The sequence below is a fragment of the Klebsiella sp. CN_Kp097 genome, assembly GCF_040064495.1.
Taxonomy (GTDB): Bacteria; Pseudomonadota; Gammaproteobacteria; order Enterobacterales; family Enterobacteriaceae; genus Klebsiella; species Klebsiella aerogenes.
This window is the reverse complement of record NZ_JBEAIL010000001.1, coordinates 378,990-397,683: the sequence shown is the minus strand read 5'-3', so window position 1 is coordinate 397,683 and position 18,694 is coordinate 378,990. Positions and strand designations below refer to the sequence as shown.

Below are 18,694 nucleotides of genomic sequence, written 5' to 3'. Positions count from 1 at the left end.
ACTGACTCAGGATGCGAATTCGTGAATTTTGCCACTTTTTGCCGTCGTACTTTACTCGCCAGCGGGCTGTGCCTTTTAGGAATTAACTCAGCGCTGGCGGCAGACTGGCCGCGTCAGATCGTCGACAGCCGCGGCACTCATACGCTGGAGAGCCAACCGCAGCGCATCGTCTCGACCAGCGTCACCCTCACCGGATCGTTGCTGGCTATTGATGCGCCGGTGGTCGCCAGCGGCGCGACCACGCCGAATAACCGCGTGGCTGATGCACAGGGCTTTCTGCGCCAGTGGGGCGATATCGCTAAAAAGCGCAACCTGGCGCGACTCTATATTGGCGAACCCAGCGCCGAAGCGGTGGCGGCGCAGATGCCGGATCTGATTCTGATAAGCGCCACCGGGGGAGATTCCGCGCTGGCCCTGTACGACCAGCTGTCGACTATCGCGCCGACCCTTATCATCAACTACGACGATAAAAGCTGGCAGACGCTTCTTACCCAATTAGGGCATATTACCGGTCACGAAAAGCAGGCGGACGCGCGCATTGCCGAATTCAATAAACAGCTCGTTTCGTTAAAAGAGAAACTAAAGTTGCCGCCGCAGCCGGTGACCGCGCTGGTTTATACCGCCGCGGCGCACAGCGCCAATATCTGGACGCCGGAATCAGCGCAGGGTCAGATGCTGGAACAGTTAGGCTTTAAGCTGGCGACGCTGCCGGGTAACCTGCACGCCAGCCAGAGCCAGGGTAAGCGTCACGACATCGTGCAGTTAGGCGGCGAGAATCTGGCAGCGGGTATCAACGGCGAAAGCCTGTTCCTGTTCGCCGGCGATGAGAAAGACGCCGGGGCCATTTACGCCAACCCGCTACTGGCGCACCTACCGTCGGTTGCCGCTAAACGCGTTTATCCGCTGGGGACCGAAACCTTCCGTCTGGACTACTACAGCGCCATGCTGGTGCTGCAGCGTTTATCGGCGCTCTTTGCCTGATTCTCTTCCCGGCCCTGCGCCGGGATCTCATTTCACATCATCGCCCACATCATCATGTTGTTATAAAAGAATTTTTTATTTCTTTCCTCTCTTGATACCTCATCGGCGCCTCACGCGAATCATCATCGTTTCAGGTGTTGTTTTGTGATTAGCCATCGTCGCCGCCTTCCCCGAATATCTGCCCCACACCACTTGAGGTGGACATTCAACTCAGAAGGAACTTACCGTGACCACTAGCAAATTGATCAAGGGCGATACCCTGACCGAAACCAGCAATGCGGCAGATGGTTTTAACCCGGCAACTGAAGTCAGCAACTACAGCTATACGTCAGACCGCGTCGCTAAACCGGTCTATAACAAATATAAAAGCGCGACCAACAAACCAAAGGTCTTCGGTTACTACACCGACTGGTCTCAGTACGATGGCCGCCTGCAGGGCAGCGATGCGAAAGATAACCGCGGACGCGGCTACGACCTGACCAACGTCTCCCCTACCGCTTACGATAAAATCATCGTTGGCTTCGTCGGCGTAACCGGCTTCCATAAAGTGGATGGTCTGTATCGCGATGTGGTAGCCGAAGGGGCTGAGCAGTGCGGCAAAGTCAAATATGAACCGACTTTCCTCGACCCGTGGGGCGACTTCCAGTCCTACGTTAACGTTGGCCACAGCGTCAGCGGCTGGGATGTTGATCCGAAAACCGTGACCCAAACCAATACTAAAGGTCTGCTCGGCGGTCTGCGCGATCTGCAGGCGAAAGCTAAACAGCAGGGCCACAACCTGGTCCTGTCCATGAGTATCGGCGGCTGGACCATGAGTAATGGTTTCCATGAAACCGCAGCGTCTGATTCCGCCCGTAAAACCTTCGCTAAAGGCGTGGTTAAGCTGTTCAAACAGTTCCCGATGTTCAGCGAAGTGGATATCGACTGGGAATACCCGAATGCCGAAGGCGCCGGCAACCCCTACGGCCCGGAAGATGGCGATAACTACGCCCTGCTGATTGGCGAACTGCGTAAGCAGCTGGATTCTGCCGGCCTGAGCGATGTCAAAATCTCTATCGCCAGCTCCGCCGTGGTGAAGACCTTTGATTATTCCAACGTCAAAGCGCTGATGAATGCCGGCCTGTACGGCATCAACGTCATGACCTATGACTTCTTCGGCACCCCGTGGGCGGAAAGCATCGCGCACCACACCAACCTGAAAGCCATTGAGCAAGGCGGCTGGGCGATTAACACCATCGTTGAACATCTGCTGGCGGAAGGTTTCCCGGCTGAGCGCATCAACATCGGTTACGCCGGCTATACCCGTAACGGCCGCAACGCCGAGCTGGAATCGCTGTCTCCGCTGAAAGGCACCTATAACCCGGGTAACGGCACCACCGTCGGTACCTTTGAATCCGGTACCAACGAATGGTATGACGTCATTTATAACTACCTGGATCTGGAAAACCAGAAAGGGCGTAACGGCTTTAACGTTTATACCGACCAGGTGGCTGATGCAGATTTCCTCTACAATCCGGAATCCAAACTGTTTATGTCGCTGGATACCCCGCGCACCGTCAAAGTCAAAGGGGAATACGCTGCCAGCCTGGGCTTAGGCGGCCTGTTTACCTGGACTATCGACCATGATAACGGCGTGCTGGTTAACGCCGCCCGTGAAGGTCTGGGCTACGAAATCGCCTCTGAAGTTATCGATATGGAGCCGTTCTATTTCGAAGGCATCAACGTTGTGCCTGCTGATGAACAAGAAGACGATAAGTCAGAAGATGAGCCAACTGAACCAACGGTAAACCATGCGCCGGAAGCGGCAATTGAAATGATGGTCGTAGGCGGCTCCCGCGTACGCCTGTCCGGGGAAAAATCGTCTGATGAAGATAGCGACGAGCTGAGCTACAGCTGGGGCGTGCCGGCAGCGATTGATGTTGCGGATAAAACCGCCGCGGTTATTGAGTTCGATGTACCTGAAGTCACCGCGGATACCGAGTTCACTTTCACGCTGTTCGTTCGCGATACCTGGGGTGAACCGTCAACCCAGCAGCGCTTTATTCTGTCGGTGGTCGTCGCCTCCCAGGGTGAACCAAGCGCTGACGAGCCAGCCGATGAGCCTGCTGATGAAGCGGCTGACGATGAAAAAGACGCCGATGACGTGCCGGCACAGGAAGACGATGTTGTACCATCTGACGAAACCACGCCTTACCCGCTGTGGGATGCCAAAACCGTTTATGGCGGCAACTGGGGTACCTTTGAAACCGTGAGCTGGAAAGGTCACAACTATCAGGTGAAATGGTGGTCTCAGGGCAACCAGCCTGACCTGTACTGCGGCCAGTTCGACGTCTGGAAAGACCTCGGCGCATACTAAGTGTCATAAGTGAAGCCAGGCCCCGGAGCAATCCGGGGCCTTTCGCTATTGTTGCGCTTAACTTTCGCTGACCATTTCCGGACGCTGAAAACGACGTAGCTCGCGTAATAAGCCAACCAGTAATACGCCAACAATTACCAGCGCCCAGCCGCTGGCGCTGGCGGAAGCCACCGGGGTCATCACCGCCCCTAATCCGCCAAGCAACGCCGCGCCAATAGCATCGCCGGTCACGTTCTGCGCGGTCCACAGGCCATTAATGCGCCCCAGCATATTCTCCGGCGTTTGCGTCTGGATCAGCGTGTACTGTAGCAGCGAGCTTATCGCGCTCAGCCAACCAAACAGCGCCAGACAGAGCGCGCCCAGCGCCCAGAACGGCATCACGCTGAACAGCGCAATCGCCACAAACGATCCTACCGTCGTTATCAGCATCAACGCCCCAGGCTTCGCGGTATGCGCCAGTTGTCCGCTGGTTAACGCCCCCAGCGCCGCGCCAAGCGGAATGGCGGCATACAACAGGCCAATCTGCGAATTTGACATCTGCCAACCTTCCGCCAGCGCCGGATAAAGCACCCGCACCGCGCTGGCCATCGTCAACAGGCCGCCGAGCAGCGCAATGCCGCCAATAAGCGGGCTATTAAAGAGAAATTTCAGCCCCGCCAGCAACGATTTCAGCGGATGCTCGCGCGGCTGCGGCGGTGGCGGCAGCAGCGGCAGGCGTAGCAGCGTCAGGGTGGTAATGAACGTCCCCGCCGCCGCCAGGCCATAGTTCCAGGCCACGCCGCCGGTCGCCAGCAATAGCCCGCCGATCATCGGCGATATCACTGAACCGAGACGCACGGTCAGCATGGTGATCGCTCCGGCCTGCATCAGGTTTTCGCGGCCGACTAAAGCCGGCGTTGCCGCCAGAAGCGCGGTCACGCCCAAAGAGGCGAAGAAGCCATCCCAGATCCCCAGCAGGTAAATTGCCGCCAGCGAGGGTTCCGGTAGCATAGCGTTCAGGCACAGGCCGACGAAGCCCACGCCGCAGGTGCCACGCGCCAGCAGGATCAGGCGTTTGCGTTCATAACGGTCGGCCAGCACGCCGCCGACCATCAGCCCAATGAACATCGAACAGCCGGTCAGCATCACCGAGAGCCCCACCTGCCAGGTCGAATGGGTCATCATCTGGATTTGTACCGGGATCGCCACGCCTAGCAGGCCAAGCGACAGGATAGAGATAAAGCGAGCGATAAAGACGGCGCGGAACGCCGGATGGGTGCGCAGGAGGCTGACATCAAGCAGCCGGGAAGGTCGGTTCATGCAAGGGCCTTGTCGTTATTTTTCATACCATTTTTATGGTTTCTCATGGTAACATAACTGAATAAAATCGATAACGATAATTAATATCATTATCATGTCAGGGATTTGAACTATGTCGTTTTCTACGACCACGGTGCGCGCCGTCGCCGTGCCTGGTCTCTTGTTACTTTTAGCTCTCGCGATTGCGCTCAGCCTGCTTATCGGCGCCAAACCTCTGCCGCCTTCGGTGATTGTCGATGCCTTCTCCGGCAGCTGTCAGAGCGCCGACTGCACTATCGTACTGGATGCCCGCCTGCCGCGTACGCTGGCCGGATTGCTGGCCGGCTGCGCGCTCGGTCTCGCCGGCGCGCTAATGCAAACCCTCACCCGTAACCCGTTGGCCGACCCGGGCCTGCTCGGCGTCAACTCCGGCGCCAGCTTCGCCATCGTGCTCGGTGCGGCGCTGTTGGGCATCACTTCGCCGCAGGAGCAGTTGCTGATGGCCTTCTGCGGCGCCTTCGCCGCGTCGCTACTGGTCGCGTTTACCGGCAGCCAGGGCGGCGGCCAGCTTAGCCCGGTGCGCCTGACCCTCGCGGGCGTGGCGCTGGCGGCGGTACTGGAAGGCCTATCCAACGGCATCGCCCTGCTCAACCCGGACGTGTATGACCAGCTGCGCTTCTGGCAGGCCGGCTCGCTGGATATTCGCACCCTGCAAACGCTGAAAATCGTCCTGCTGCCGGTGCTGATTGCCGCCGTGGTAACTCTGTTTCTTAGCCGGGCGCTGAACAGCCTGAGCCTCGGCGCCGACACCGCCACCGCGCTCGGTAGCCGGGTCGCGCGCACCCAGCTTATCGGCCTGCTGGCAATTACCGTCCTGTGCGGCAGCGCGACGGCGCTGGTCGGCCCTATCGCCTTTATCGGCCTGATGATGCCGCATATGGCCCGCTGGCTGGTGGGGGCGGATCACCGCTGGTCATTGCCGGTTACGCTGCTCGCCACCCCCGCCCTGTTGCTGTTTGCCGACGTGCTTGGCCGCCTGTTGGTGCCTGGTGAACTGCGCGTTTCGGTGGTCAGCGCCTTTATCGGCGCGCCAGTGTTGATCTGGCTGGTTCGCCGTCAGCCGCGAGGAGGTGCGCTGTGATGGCTCCCTCCCGCCGCCTGATGTTCTGCTGCCTGCTGCTGATCGCCGCCAGTCTGCTGGTGTCCCTGCTCGGTCTGGGTAATGGCCTGGTGCCGCTCAGCATTGAACAGGTGGTTTCCGCGCTGCTCGGCGACGCGCCTCGCAACGTCAGCATGGTGGTCACCGAATGGCGCTTGCCGCGCGTGCTGATGGCGCTGCTGATCGGCGCCGGGCTTGGCGTCAGCGGCGCCATTTTTCAGTCATTGATGCGTAACCCGCTGGGTAGCCCGGACGTGATGGGCTTCAACACCGGCGCCTGGAGCGGCGTGCTGGTGGCGATGGTGATGTTCGGCCAGAACCTGACCGCCATCGCGCTGGCGGCGATGCTTGGCGGCGTGCTGACCTCGCTGGTGGTGTGGCTGCTGGCGTGGCGCAACGGCATTGAAACCTTCCGCCTGATCATTATCGGCATCGGCGTGCGCGCCATGCTGGTGGCATTCAATACCTGGTTGCTGCTGCGCGCGTCGCTTGAGACTGCCCTTTCCGCCGGGTTGTGGAATGCCGGTTCGCTCAACGGCCTGACGTGGGGCAAAACCTGGCCATCGGCGCCGCTGATCCTGCTGATGTTAGCGTGCGGCGCGCTGCTGGCGAGGCGGATGCGGCTGCTGGAGATGGGCGACGATACCGCTTGCGCGCTGGGGGTTCGAGTCGAACGTTCACGCCTGTTGCTGATGCTGGTGGCGGTGCTGCTGACCGCTTCCGCCACCGCGCTGGCCGGGCCTATTTCTTTCGTCGCGCTGGTAGCCCCGCATATCGCCCGGCGGATAAGCGGCACCGCACGCTGGGGGTTAACCCAGTCGGCGCTGTGCGGCGCGCTGCTGCTGGCGCTGGCCGATTACTGCGCCCAGCGCCTGTTCATGCCTTATCAGTTACCGGTAGGGGTGGTCACCGTCAGTCTTGGCGGTATCTACCTCATCGCGTTATTAATTCAGGAGTCCCGCAAAAAATGACCGCTGTAACTTCCCGTTTGCGCGGCGACCAGTTGACCCTGGCCTACGGCAAAAAGACCATCGCCGAATCGCTGAACGTCACGATTCCTGACGGCCATTTCACGGCGATTATCGGCCCCAACGGCTGTGGTAAATCAACCCTGCTTCGCACCCTCAGCCGCCTGATGACCCCGTCCAGCGGACACGTTTATCTCGATGGCGAGCAGATCCAGCACTACGCCAGCAAAGAGGTGGCAAAGCGGATTGGCCTGCTGGCGCAGAATGCCACCACGCCCGGCGATATCACCGTACAGGAACTGGTGGCGCGCGGGCGCTATCCGCACCAGCCGATGTTTACCCGTTGGCGTAAAGAAGACGAAGCAGCGGTAAATAACGCGATGCGGGCGACGGGGATTGTCGACCTCGCGCTGCAGAGCGTGGATACCCTCTCCGGCGGCCAGCGCCAGCGGGCGTGGATTGCGATGGTACTGGCGCAGGAGACGGCGATTATGCTGCTTGATGAGCCGACGACCTGGCTGGATATCAGCCATCAGATCGACCTGCTGGAACTGTTAAGCGAGCTGAATCGCGAGAAGGGATATACGCTGGCGGCGGTACTGCACGATCTCAATCAGGCCTGTCGTTACGCCACCCATCTGATCGCCCTGCGCGACGGTAAGATCGTTGCCGAAGGCGCGCCGAAAGAGATCGTCACGGCGGATCTAATTGAGCGTATCTACGGTCTGCGCTGCACGATCATCGACGATCCGGTGGCGCATACGCCGCTGGTAGTGCCGCTGGGTCGCCGATAATCTTTTCTATACCATCTCAACCATCGCATTCCCGGCATGCGCTGCGCTGAGCCGGGCTACCAAAAACGGGTAGCCCGAGCTCTACCGTTACCCCAGAATCTCCCGCACTACCGGGCCTATCGCTTCAAAGGCCTGCGGCGAGATAATCTCGACGTGGGCGCAGTTCTGGCTGAACACCTCCAGCTCGCCAACCCATGGCCCCCATGCGACCTGCGGATCCATCCCTTTCTGGCGCGTTTTCTCCGCCACAAATAGCGTTGCCTTGCCGTCAAACTTCGCGCTGTGCGCGGTCGTCAACAGGCGCACCGCATCGGCGTAGTTACCTTCGATCGCGCTGAACAGCTCGCCGGAAGCCTGCCCCTGCTGAGCAGCAAGAAACGCTTCGCGCTCGCGGGCGATTTCCGCCAGCACCTCGGGATCCAGGCCGTTCGCCTCTTTCTCCGCCCAGTTTTGCGTCTCCGGCGGCCAGGTATCCAGCAGGCCGAGGAACGCCACCTCTTCGCCGCGCTGGCGTAAACGGGCGGCAATCCCCTGCGCCAGCGTTCCACCGAGCGAATAACCAAACAGATAGTAAGGCCCATGCGGCTGCTGCGCTAAAAGCGTGCGCAGATGGTGCTCGCAGACTTCGTCGAGGTTGGCGGCGGAGGCCATTGGCCCCGTCGGACGCGGCGACTGAATACCGGTAATTGACCAGCGCGGGTTAAGATAACGCGCCAGCACGCTGAACTGCCAGGCAAAACCGGAGGCCGGATGGAAGCAGAACAGCGTCGGACCGTCGCTCTCGCGCAGCGGCAACAGCGCATCGAAGCCCAGCCGCTGCGCCTGCTCGTCGCTCAGGTCGGAAGCCAGCAGCGCGCTCAGCTTGCCGACTGTCGAAGCGACCATCACCTGCCCCGGCGTCACCTGCCGCGCCAGCTCGCGGCTAAGCTGCGCCGCCAGCCGCATCGCCAGCAGCGAATGGCCGCCGAGGGCGAAGAAATCGGCGTCGATGTCATTTACCTCGCAGCCCAGCAGCTGACTGAACGCCGCGGCAACGGCCATTTCGGTAGCCGATTGCGGCGGGCGACCGCAGCGCTCGCTGCTTAAGGAGGGGAGCGGTAGCGCTTTACGATCCAGCTTACCGTTGGCGCTGAGCGGGAAGGATTCCAGCTGGATTAACACCACCGGCACCATGTGCGGCGGCAGCTGTTCGCTAAGACGCGCCTTCAGCGCCGCCACGTCCAGCGGCTGGCCGAACTCGCTCACCAGATAACCGACGAGCTGGCGGGCATCGCCGCCGGTGGCCGCCGCCTGATTGAAGACGCAGGCGTGGCACACCGCCTGCGCGACGTCCGGCAGCGCCGCCATCACCCGGTCTATCTCGCCAAGCTCAATGCGCTGGCCGCGAATTTTCAACTGATCGTCGCTGCGGCCAAGATACTCTACCGCCCCGTTATCCAGCCAGCGCGCCACATCGCCGGTGCGGTACATGCGCTCGCCGGGGGCAAACGGGTCGGCAATAAAGCGGCTGGCGGTGAGATCTGGGCGCCCCATATACCCCTGCGCCAGCTGAATGCCCGTTAAGTACAAATCACCCGCCACGCCCGGCGGCACCGGGCGCATGGCGGCATCAAGAATACGTAATCCGGTGTTCCATACCGGCCAGCCGATAGGCACGCTGTTGCCGGTTACCGCCGCCAGCTCTGGCCCGCAGGCGGGATACCAACTGACATCCACCGCCGCTTCCGTTGGCCCGTACAGGTTATGCAGCGGCGCGCCGGTTAAGCGCTCCCATTCGCGACACAGTTCCGTCGGCAGCGCTTCGCCGCTACAGAAAACGCGTTTTAGCGTCCGGCAGGAAGACACATTATCGCTATCCAGCGAGGCGACAAACGCCGCCAGCATCGACGGAACAAAGTGGGTGGTGGTCACGCCGTACTGCGCGAAGAACCGCTGCATCGCCTGTGGATCGCGATGCGCCTCCGGCGCCGCCATCACCAGCTGGGCGCCAGTCATAAATGGCCACCAGAATTCCCATACCGAGACATCAAAGCTGCACGGCGTCTTCTGCGCCACCACATCGGCGGCGGTTAACGGATAGTGATTTTGCATCCACAGCAGGCGGTTCACGATGGCGGTCTGCCCGACCATCACCCCTTTCGGCCGTCCGGTGGAACCGGAGGTGAAGATTATATACGCGGTATGTTCCGGTTTTGACAGCGCCAGCGGCGTATCATCTTCAGCAGCCAACGGCTGCTCATAACACAAGCTGGTCAGTCCCGGAATATCGCTAAACCGGGACAGTTGATCGTCAGAGGTAATCAGCAGCGATGGCTGCGCATCCTCCAGCATCATCCGCAGACGATCATCCGGGTAGCCGGTATCCAGCGGCAGCCAGGCGGCGCCGGCTTCGACGATACCGTGCAGCGCCAGCGTCAGGAAGACCGAACGCGGTAAGGCAACCGCCACGCTATCCCCCGGCTTCACGCCGCGTTGCCGCAGCAGGTTGGCCAGCGCCACCACCTGTTGGCGCATTTCGCGGTAGCTAAAGCGCCAGTTGGCATCCGCCAGCGCCGGGGCATCCGGCGTTTTCCGCGCCTGTTCCGCCACCAGCGCGCTGAGGGTAGTGGTCGGCAGCGGCATCGCGGTATTGTTGATCAATGCCAGCTGCGCGCCTTCTTCCGCCGACAGCATCTCCGCCTCGCCGCAGCGCAGCGCCGGATTGGCGGCGAACTGCGCCAGCAGCGCGGTCAGCCGCGACACGTGGCGGTTCAGCGTCGCCTCATCATAACGCGCTTTATTGGCGAGGATCTCCAGCGACAGACCGCCGCGTTCGTCCGGGAACAGTGCCAGCTCGAGGTCATTCACCGGGCCGGTGGCGAGAGTATGCGTCTGCGCCTGCACGTCGTCGATATCCAACTGGTAATCAAAGACTTTGATGTTCAGCACCGGGCCAAACAGCGGTTCGTCGCCCGCCGCTTTACCGCTATCGCGGACAATTTGCTCGGCATCGTAGCGCTGATGGAGGCGCATTTTTTTCAGTTGCCCGGAGAGACGCGTCGCCAGTTGCGCCAGCGTCTCCTGCGCATCGATATTCACCGCCAGCGGCAGTACGTTGAGTACCGGGCCGGTGGCGGTCAGCGCCGCCGATCCCATGCGGCGCATAAAGATAAAGCCAGCCGCGTAATCCATGCGGCCGCACAGCCGCCCCAGCCACAACGTCGTCAGCGCCAGCGCCAGATCGGCACGCTGGCACTGCGGCGCGCTGGCTGCGAGCTGGCTGAAGACAGCCGGATCGGCCTCCAGTTTCAGGCGCCAGATATCGCTGCTGGTCGCCCGGCCGGCCAGCGGCGCGTCTGATAGCGAGGCCGGAGACGGCAACGCCTGACGCTGCGCCTGCCAGAAGGCTTTATCGCGCTGCCACGCCTCGCTGCCGTAGTAGCGCTGATACTCTTCCACCACTTCGGCGAACGGCGTAAACGGTGAATCCGGCGTCTCTTCGCCGCGTTGCCAGGCACGATAAATAGCGGCGATCTGGCGGGTAATGGCCGGGAAACTAAAACCATCGACCAGTAAATGGTGATAGCGCTGATACCAGTACCAGCAGTCGTCGCCAACGCGCATGAGCTGATGGCAGACCAGCGGATTACCGCTGTCGACGCGCAGATTCTGCCCGAGATCGCTTTGCATCAGCGTCAGCGCGGACATATGCGGATCGGCCTGCTGGCGCAGGTCGACGCTTTGCGGCTCGGCAAACTCGCGCGCGTCATCAACCCACTGCCACGCTTCGCCATTATCTTCGCAAAAGCGCATGCTCAGGGTATCGGCCTGCTTAAGCCCGGCGACGATCGCCTTACTCAGCAGCGCCGGATCAAGATTGCCGCGCAGTTCAACATAGTGGGCAACGCTCCAGGCGCCGGGTAGCGTGGAGAGGCGTTCAGCCATCCAAATTCCCGGCTGCGCCGCAACCAGCGGTAAACGTGTACTCATCGAAAGCTCCTCAGGAGGCGTAGTGCGCTGGGATAAGGGTTGACCAGTTGGCGGCAAGCCAGGCGTTGCAGGCCTCTAATGACTGCGGCGGACACTCCACCGTCCAGCCTGTCGGCAGCGCGCAGTGATGCGGCCACAAACTATATTGCCCCTGTGCGTTGCGCAGAATGTAAAACTGCCCTTGCGGATTGTCGAAGGGGTTGCTGAATTGCATCTCTCACTCCTCATTAAGCGCGTGTTGTTGCCCGCGGCGCAAAGGCTGCCATAGCTGGATAAGCCCGGACGTCAGCCCGCCGCGCCAGCATAGCGCGTCATGACCGCCGTCAACCTGGCGCCAGAAAACGGACGGCGTGGTCTGCCGTAGTTGCGCGAAAAGCGCCTGGTTGGCGCGAAAAATAATCGGCTCGCGCACGCCGGCTTCCAGCCAGATACGCAGCCCCTGCGGTCGAAGCTCGCCGCGCTGCAGTTGTTCAAGTATCACTCCCGGCTGGCTACTGCCGCGCTGCGGCCACCAGTACGACCCCGACTGGCTCAGAACGCAGCCAAAACGCTGCGGCCAGTGGAGCGCGGCATACATCGCCGCCAGACCGCCGAAGCTCTGCCCCGCAACTACCGTCCTGTCGGCGCGATCGCTGAATGGCGCCACGGCCTGCACCAGCGGCAGCAGTTCTTCCTGTACCGCCAGCCAGAAATCACGATTGCAGGGCAGCTCCACGCCGCGGTGTTGATTGTCGATAACGTCGATCAGCACATAGACCGCCGGCGGCAGGCGGCCTTCCCGCGTCAGCCCCGCCAGCGGCGCAAAGACAGGCATGCTTTCGGCCCAGAACTGGCCGTCAAGCAGAACCGCCAGCGGGCGATCCGCCCCACTGCCGGTGGTGTAAATCCACACTCGTCGCTGGTTTCCTAATCGCTGGCTGCGCCATTCAATACAGCGCGGCGCTGGCGAAACCGGCTCGCGATAATGCCAACCCGGCTGTTCCGGCGCCTGCGGCAGTTCCAGCGCTGAGACCGCGTGGCCGCGCCCCCCCTTCCAGCTTTGCGGATTGCGGGGATCGGCAACCGCCCGCGGCAGCAGTTTGCGCCAGCCTTCGCGCAGTAGCGCGCGGTCCGGCGCTTCACCGTTAAAGAGCTGCGGGGAAAAATCGTCGTCGCGTTCGGAGGGAATAAAACAGTAGCTGCCGCGCCAGCTGGCGGGGAGCGTGGTTTGCCAGCACCAGGCATCGGTACCTGGGATGCGCTGCAGGGTTTGCGGCGCCGCGTTGTGGTGATGATCGGTGACGCCGGTAATGTAAATCCACACCCGCCGAATCGGCGACGTGGTTTCGCTGCCTGCCGGATCGCGCCACCAGAAGGTCACCCGATATGCGTCGCCCAGCGCCTCTGTCTGCGGGCCGGCGATCTCCCGCCACCAGTCGTCACTTCCCGTTATTTGCATTCCGTCAGTAACCCTATGTTTACCGTGATTTTTATCAACAAAGGTAATATTTATTGATAATATTATTGATAACTATTTGCATTTGCAATAGCGTATTAACGCGCCTATGGGTAGCGCGTCTTCTCATTACATTAAATCAAGGTCAGAGAGGGTCTTTTCAGAGCGTTTGGCTCGGTCGGCTACGGAAAGCGTTCACCTTCTACTGGCTACATTTATGCCGCCTCCTCTCCCGGTGGGAAGGGGCTTCTGGGGAAAGCGGCAAAGAAAAGCGGAACTGACTTACAATGAATAACAGGATTAAGTCCCTGGCCTTAATGGTCAATCTGGGTATCTACGGGGTGGCATTCCCGCTGTGCGCGGCGGAAGAAACCACCGACAGTAAACAAGCCGCCGGTGAAGAAACGATGGTGGTCACCGCCGAGGTGCAAAACCTACAGGCGCCGGGCGTTTCCACTATTACCGCCGATGAAATTCGCAAACGTCCGCCGGCGCGCGACGTCTCTGAAATCATCCGTACCATGCCGGGCGTCAACCTGACCGGCAACTCCACCAGCGGCCAGCGCGGCAACAATCGCCAGATTGATATTCGCGGTATGGGCCCGGAAAACACTTTAATCCTGATTGATGGTAAGCCCGTGACCAGCCGTAACTCTGTTCGTCTCGGCTGGCGCGGCGAACGCGACACCCGCGGTGATACCAGCTGGGTACCGCCGGAAATGATCGAACGTATAGACGTTATCCGCGGCCCGGCGGCGGCGCGTTACGGTAACGGCGCGGCGGGCGGCGTGGTCAACATCATTACGAAAAAATTCGACAACCAGTGGCATGGTTCGTGGAACGCCTACATGAACATGCCGGAGCATAAAGACGAAGGCGCGACCAAGCGTACCGACTTTAGCCTCAGCGGCCCGCTGGGCGGCGATTTCAGCTTCCGCATGTACGGTAACCTCGATAAAACCCAGGCTGATGCCTGGGATATCAACCAGGGCCATCAGTCTGAACGTACCGGCATTTACGCCGATACCCTGCCCGCCGGGCGTGAAGGGGTAGAAAACAAAAACATCAACGGCGTGGTGCGCTGGGATTTCGCGCCGATGCAGTCGCTGGAGTTTGAAGCCGGCTATAGCCGCCAGGGCAACCTGTATGCCGGTGATACGCAAAACACCAACAGCAACGATCTGGTGAAAGAGAACTACGGTAAAGAGACCAACCGTCTCTATCGCAATACTTACTCCGTGACCTGGAACGGCGGCTGGGATAACGGCGTGACCACCAGCAACTGGGCGCAGTACGAACACACCCGCAACTCGCGTAAAGGCGAAGGCCTGGCGGGCGGCACCGAGGGGATCTTCAGCAGCAACCAGTTCTCGGATATCGATCTCTCCGACGTGATGCTGCACAGCGAAGTCAATATTCCGTTCGATCTGTGGGTTAACCAGAATCTGACGCTGGGTACCGAATGGAACCAGCAGCGCATGAAGGACAACGCCTCTAATACCCAGGAACTCTCCGGCGGTGAAATCCCGGGCTACGACAGCACCGGCCGCAGCCCCTATTCAAAAGCGGAAATCTTCTCGCTGTTCGCCGAGAACAACATGGAAGTGACCGATACCACCATGCTGACGCCGGCGCTGCGTTTCGATCACCACAGCATCGTCGGTAATAACTGGAGCCCGTCGCTGAACCTGTCGCAGGGTCTGGGCGACGACTTTACCCTGAAAATGGGTATCGCTCGCGCCTATAAAGCGCCGAGCCTGTATCAAACCAACCCCAACTATATTCTCTACAGTAAAGGCCAGGGCTGCTATGCGAGTAAATCCGGCTGCTATCTGCAAGGGAATGACGACTTAAAAGCAGAGACCAGCATCAACAAAGAGATCGGCCTGGAGTTCAAACGCGACGGCTGGCTGGCAGGCGTCACCTGGTTCCGTAACGATTACCGCAACAAGATTGAAGCAGGCTATGCTCCGGTCTATACCAACGGCAAAGGCACCGATCTGTACAAATGGGAAAACGTGCCGAAAGCGGTAGTTGAAGGGCTGGAAGGCACGTTGAACGTGCCGGTCAGCGAGACGGTGAACTGGACCAACAACATCACCTACATGCTGCAGAGTAAGAACAAAGAGACCGGCGATCGCCTGTCGATTATTCCGGAATACACGCTGAACTCAACGCTGAGCTGGCAGGTTTATCAGGACGTTTCTGTGCAATCGACCTTCACCTGGTACGGCAAGCAGGAACCGAAGAAGTACAACTACAAAGGCCAGCCGGTCACCGGCAGCGAGAAGAACGAGGTCAGCCCGTATAGCATCCTCGGCCTGAGCGCGACCTGGGACGTGACCAAAAACGTCAGCCTGACCGGCGGCGTGGATAACGTCTTCGACAAGCGCCACTGGCGCGCGGGTAACGCCCAAACCACCGGCGGCGACAAAGGTTATATGTACGGCGCTGGCGCGGAGACCTATAACGAATCCGGCCGTACCTGGTATATGAGCGTCAACACCCACTTCTGATAATATTAGTGTCTGACGCCCTCCCCTCGGGAGGGCGTTTTTTCAACCCTGCGCTATTTTCTGTACCCGCGCGACAATCGACGCCGCGTCAAAACCGTGATGTTGACGCAGCCATCCGCGATCGGCGGCCGCCGCATACTCGCCATCCGGGATCCCCAGACGCTGCAAGGCAATCCCTGTCCCCGCTTCCGCCAGCACTTCGGCGACCAGGCTCCCCAGCCCGCCGTTGACGTTATGTTCTTCGACGGTAATAACTGAACGGCATGACTGCAGCGCCGCCAGCAGCGCCGCGGTATCGCAGGGACGAATCGACGGCACGCTAACCACTTTCGCCTCAATACCAAGGTCGGCAAGCTGCTGCGCCGCCTCCACCGCTTCGTGCACGGTTGAACCGGTCGCCACCAGCGCCACCGCTGCGCCTTCGCGCAGGGTCAGCACCGCGCCGGGCACAAAACGGTACGCTTCGTCATGCAACTCCGGCAGCGCCTTGCCGTCAAGGCGGATATAAACCGGCCCCTGATACGCCAGGGCGTAGTCGATAATCTGCCGACATTCGCGCGGCGTGGAGGGGGCGAAAATCTGGATATTGCCGAAACCGCGCATTACCGCCAGGTCGTCAATAGCATGGTGGGTACTGGCCAATGGGCCATAGCTGGCCCCGGCGTTAAGGCCAAAGAGCTTGACGTTGGTGTTGTTGTAGCAGACATCGACTTTAATCTGCTCGTTAGCGCGGGAGACAAGGAACGGCGCGGCGTTACAGGTCACCGCCACTTTACCGCCGAGCGCCAGCCCTGCGGCGGTGCCGACCATGCTCTGCTCGGCGATACCGACGTTAACCAGCCGTCCGGGGAACAGCTTAATAAAGGGAGCGATCTTGGCCGTTGAGGTGGAGTCCGCGACCACCGGCACCAGATCGACGCCCTTTTCCACCGCGGCGATAAACGCCTCGACCATCACGTTCGCCAGGTGTTCTGCATTACTCATCTTTCAGTTCCTCCAGCGCCAGTGCGATTTCCTCGCCTTTCGGCACCCGGTGGTGCCACTCCGGGCGCCCCTGGATAAAGGAGATGCCCGCGCCCTTCGTGGTGTTGGCAATAATGACGTTAGGTTTACCGTTCTGCTGCAGCCCTTCGATAGCCGCGACCACCGAGGCCATATCGTTGCCGTCGCATTCGCTGACCTCCATGCCGAAGGCCCGCCATTTATCGGCCAGCGGATCGGTATTCATAATTTCACGGGTTGGCCCGGCCAGCTGAAGATTGTTCTTATCATTAATAATGACCAGGTTATCGAGGCCATAATGGGCCGCCGCCAGCGCCGCCTCCCAGTTACTGCCTTCTGCCAGTTCGCCGTCGCCGGTGATTAAAAAGATGCGGCGGGGGCTGTTGCTTTTCTTTGCGGCCAGCGCCAGCCCCACCGCAACAGGCAAACCGTGGCCCAGCGCGCCGGTGTTAAGCTCAATGCCCGGCGTTTTCTGCCGCACCGGATGACCGGGAAGGTGCGAGTTCGCGTGCTGGTAGGTCTCCAGCCAATCGATCGGGAAGAAACCGGCTTCCGCCAGTACGCAGTAGTAGCAGCCCACCGCATGGCCTTTCGACTGGATATAGATATCGCGCTGCGGGTCGTCAAGACGATCGGGCGCCGCATTGAGTACGCGGAAATAGAGCGCGGTTAACAATTCGACCTGCGACAGGTCAGCCCCGGTGTGACCGCCAGCCGGACTATTGGCGTTTAAGCGGACAATGTGGCGGCGCACGGCGCGCGCTTTGCGCTCAAGCGTCTGGATATCAAATCTGTAGGGATTCATTTAATACCTCTGAATTTATTTTCAATATGGAATATTTATTCCAACAGGAACTAAAAAAACCAGATATCCCCATGTCGGTGGTTAGCCTTACACCACTGCGCCGTACTCAGGAACATTCTGCCTCCCGCTCCAGGCAAGCCCGGATAAATTCGTTGACTCAAAGCCACCTTGAATATATATTCAATGATGATTCTTTATTCGATTATGACCTGGCTGTTTTGTTTTTGTCCATAGTCGATTTTGATGAGTGGTAAAAATTTGACCACCATCACACTTAAGTGTGATTTTTTTTCGCGTATGATAGAAGTCACTACGATAATGGCTGCAGCTAAACGCCTGAAGAAAGGCGATAAATGATTTTCGAGGATAAATATGGCTAAGCAGGATGAACAACGGCTATTGGTGAAGATTGCCACGCTTTACTATCTGGAAGGACGAAAGCAGTCTGATATCGCCCAACTTCTCTCGCTGTCTCAGTCATTTGTCTCTCGTGCGATTACCCGCTGCCAAAAAGAGGGCGTCGTCAAAATCAGCGTCGTGCAGCCATCGAATATCTTTCTCAATCTCGAAAAGGGGCTTGAGGATCGCTACGGGCTTAAACAGGCGGTGGTGGTCGATACCGAAGAAGAGGCCAGCGACCATACCATCAAGCGGGCGATTGGCTCCGCCGCCGCGCACTACCTGGAAACCCGCCTGCGGCCAAAAGATCTGATTGGCGTCTCTTCATGGAGTTCGACCATCCGCGCGATGGTTGATGAGGTCCACGCGCAAAATCTGAAGGCCAGCGGCGTCATCCAACTGCTTGGCGGCGTTGGGCCCAACGGCAACGTGCAGGCGACGATCCTCACCCAGACGCTGGCCCAGCGTCTTAACTGCGATGCCTGGCTGCTGCCGTCGCAGAGCATCGAAGGCTCCATGGAAGAGCGCAATCGCCTGCTGGCCAGCAAAGATGTCGCCGACGTGGTTTCACGCTTTGACGAGGTCGATATCGCCATTGTCGGCATTGGAATTCTCGAACCTTCCCAGTTGCTGAAAACGTCGGGTAACTATTATCACGAAGATATGCTGCAGGTGCTGGCGGCGCGCGGCGCGGTTGGCGATATCTGCCTGCACTACTACGACAAATACGGCCAGCCGGTGTTACGCGAAGATGAAGATCCGGTGATCGGCATGGCGCTGGAGAAAGTCAAAAAATGCCCGAACGTGGTCGCGCTGGCCGGCGGCACCGACAAAGTCGCGGCAATTAAAGGCGCGCTTACCGGCGGCTATATCGATGTTTTAATCACCGATTACCCTACCGCCAGATTACTGGTTAGCGACTAATCCTCCGCAGTTTTATGCCTCGTCAATCCCTGAGGCTGTTTTTCAGCAACAGGGATTGCAAAATAAATCATTATAATTCAATACATTAAACAACCATCCTCCCCGCCT

13 protein-coding genes are annotated in these 18,694 nt (G+C 59.6%); 7 read left to right on the top strand and 6 right to left on the bottom strand.

Features of this window, described 5'->3' with window-relative positions:
• The first annotated feature begins 21 nt into the window (after positions 1–21).
• Entirely contained in the window at positions 22–981 is a 960-nt protein-coding gene (fepB, locus tag ABLV07_RS01845) for a Fe2+-enterobactin ABC transporter substrate-binding protein (RefSeq protein ID WP_032714047.1), read from the top strand.
• A 226-nt stretch (positions 982–1,207) separates the two neighbouring features.
• Entirely contained in the window at positions 1,208–3,337 is a 2,130-nt protein-coding gene (locus ABLV07_RS01840; RefSeq protein ID WP_100280008.1) for a glycosyl hydrolase family 18 protein, read from the top strand.
• A 57-nt stretch (positions 3,338–3,394) separates the two neighbouring features.
• Here the strand turns inward: ABLV07_RS01840 and entS are convergent, their stop codons facing one another.
• Complete coding sequence (gene entS / locus ABLV07_RS01835) at positions 3,395–4,636, bottom strand: enterobactin transporter EntS (RefSeq protein ID WP_101739227.1); 1,242 nt, start codon at positions 4,634–4,636, stop codon at positions 3,395–3,397.
• A 112-nt stretch (positions 4,637–4,748) separates the two neighbouring features.
• Between entS and fepD the strand changes: the two genes are divergently transcribed.
• Genes fepD through fepC form a run of 3 tightly spaced genes read left to right on the top strand, consistent with a single transcriptional unit; the run spans position 4,749 to position 7,536 of the window.
• Entirely contained in the window at positions 4,749–5,756 is a 1,008-nt protein-coding gene (gene fepD, locus ABLV07_RS01830) for a Fe(3+)-siderophore ABC transporter permease (RefSeq protein ID WP_015704708.1), read from the top strand.
• Entirely contained in the window at positions 5,756–6,745 is a 990-nt protein-coding gene (gene fepG, locus ABLV07_RS01825) for an iron-enterobactin ABC transporter permease (RefSeq protein ID WP_015704707.1), read from the top strand. The genes fepD and fepG overlap by 1 nt, the downstream gene beginning before the upstream one ends.
• Positions 6,742–7,536: an iron-enterobactin ABC transporter ATP-binding protein gene (gene fepC, locus ABLV07_RS01820; protein WP_015367776.1), complete on the top strand. Its 795-nt coding sequence runs from the start codon at positions 6,742–6,744 to the stop codon at positions 7,534–7,536. Before fepG ends, fepC begins: the two co-directional genes overlap by 4 nt.
• 87 nt (positions 7,537–7,623) lie before the next feature.
• Here the strand turns inward: fepC and entF are convergent, their stop codons facing one another.
• From entF to fes, 3 genes are read right to left on the bottom strand one after another with little or no spacing between them, the layout of a single operon-like run.
• Positions 7,624–11,505, bottom strand: coding sequence for an enterobactin non-ribosomal peptide synthetase EntF (entF, locus tag ABLV07_RS01815; protein WP_348853228.1), 3,882 nt, complete (start codon positions 11,503–11,505; stop codon positions 7,624–7,626).
• 10 nt (positions 11,506–11,515) lie between these two features.
• Positions 11,516–11,719, bottom strand: coding sequence for an MbtH family NRPS accessory protein (locus ABLV07_RS01810; protein ID WP_015367778.1), 204 nt, complete (start codon positions 11,717–11,719; stop codon positions 11,516–11,518).
• Between the two features lie 3 nt (positions 11,720–11,722).
• Positions 11,723–12,991, bottom strand: a complete 1,269-nt coding sequence (fes, locus tag ABLV07_RS01805) for an enterochelin esterase (RefSeq protein ID WP_225317915.1) — start codon at positions 12,989–12,991, stop codon at positions 11,723–11,725.
• 236 nt (positions 12,992–13,227) lie between these two features.
• Here fes and fepA point away from each other — a divergent pair, with 236 nt between their 5' ends.
• Positions 13,228–15,456 carry a siderophore enterobactin receptor FepA gene (gene fepA / locus ABLV07_RS01800; protein WP_020079377.1) on the top strand — a complete coding sequence of 743 codons (2,229 nt, stop codon included), beginning with the start codon at positions 13,228–13,230 and terminating at the stop codon, positions 15,454–15,456.
• Positions 15,457–15,498: 42 nt separating this feature from the next.
• Here the strand turns inward: fepA and ABLV07_RS01795 are convergent, their stop codons facing one another.
• Both ABLV07_RS01795 and ABLV07_RS01790 read right to left on the bottom strand, forming a co-directional pair.
• Positions 15,499–16,440, bottom strand: a complete 942-nt coding sequence (locus ABLV07_RS01795; RefSeq protein ID WP_032712829.1) for a transketolase C-terminal domain-containing protein — start codon at positions 16,438–16,440, stop codon at positions 15,499–15,501.
• The gene (locus ABLV07_RS01790) at positions 16,433–17,263 is read right to left on the bottom strand and encodes a transketolase (RefSeq protein ID WP_015367782.1); all 831 of its coding nucleotides are present in this window, start codon (positions 17,261–17,263) and stop codon (positions 16,433–16,435) included. The genes ABLV07_RS01795 and ABLV07_RS01790 overlap by 8 nt, the downstream gene beginning before the upstream one ends.
• A 372-nt stretch (positions 17,264–17,635) precedes the next feature.
• On the opposite strand from ABLV07_RS01790, the gene ABLV07_RS01785 reads away from it, so the two are divergent.
• Positions 17,636–18,586, top strand: coding sequence for a sugar-binding transcriptional regulator (locus tag ABLV07_RS01785; protein WP_015367784.1), 951 nt, complete (start codon positions 17,636–17,638; stop codon positions 18,584–18,586).
• Positions 18,587–18,694: the final 108 nt, after the last annotated feature.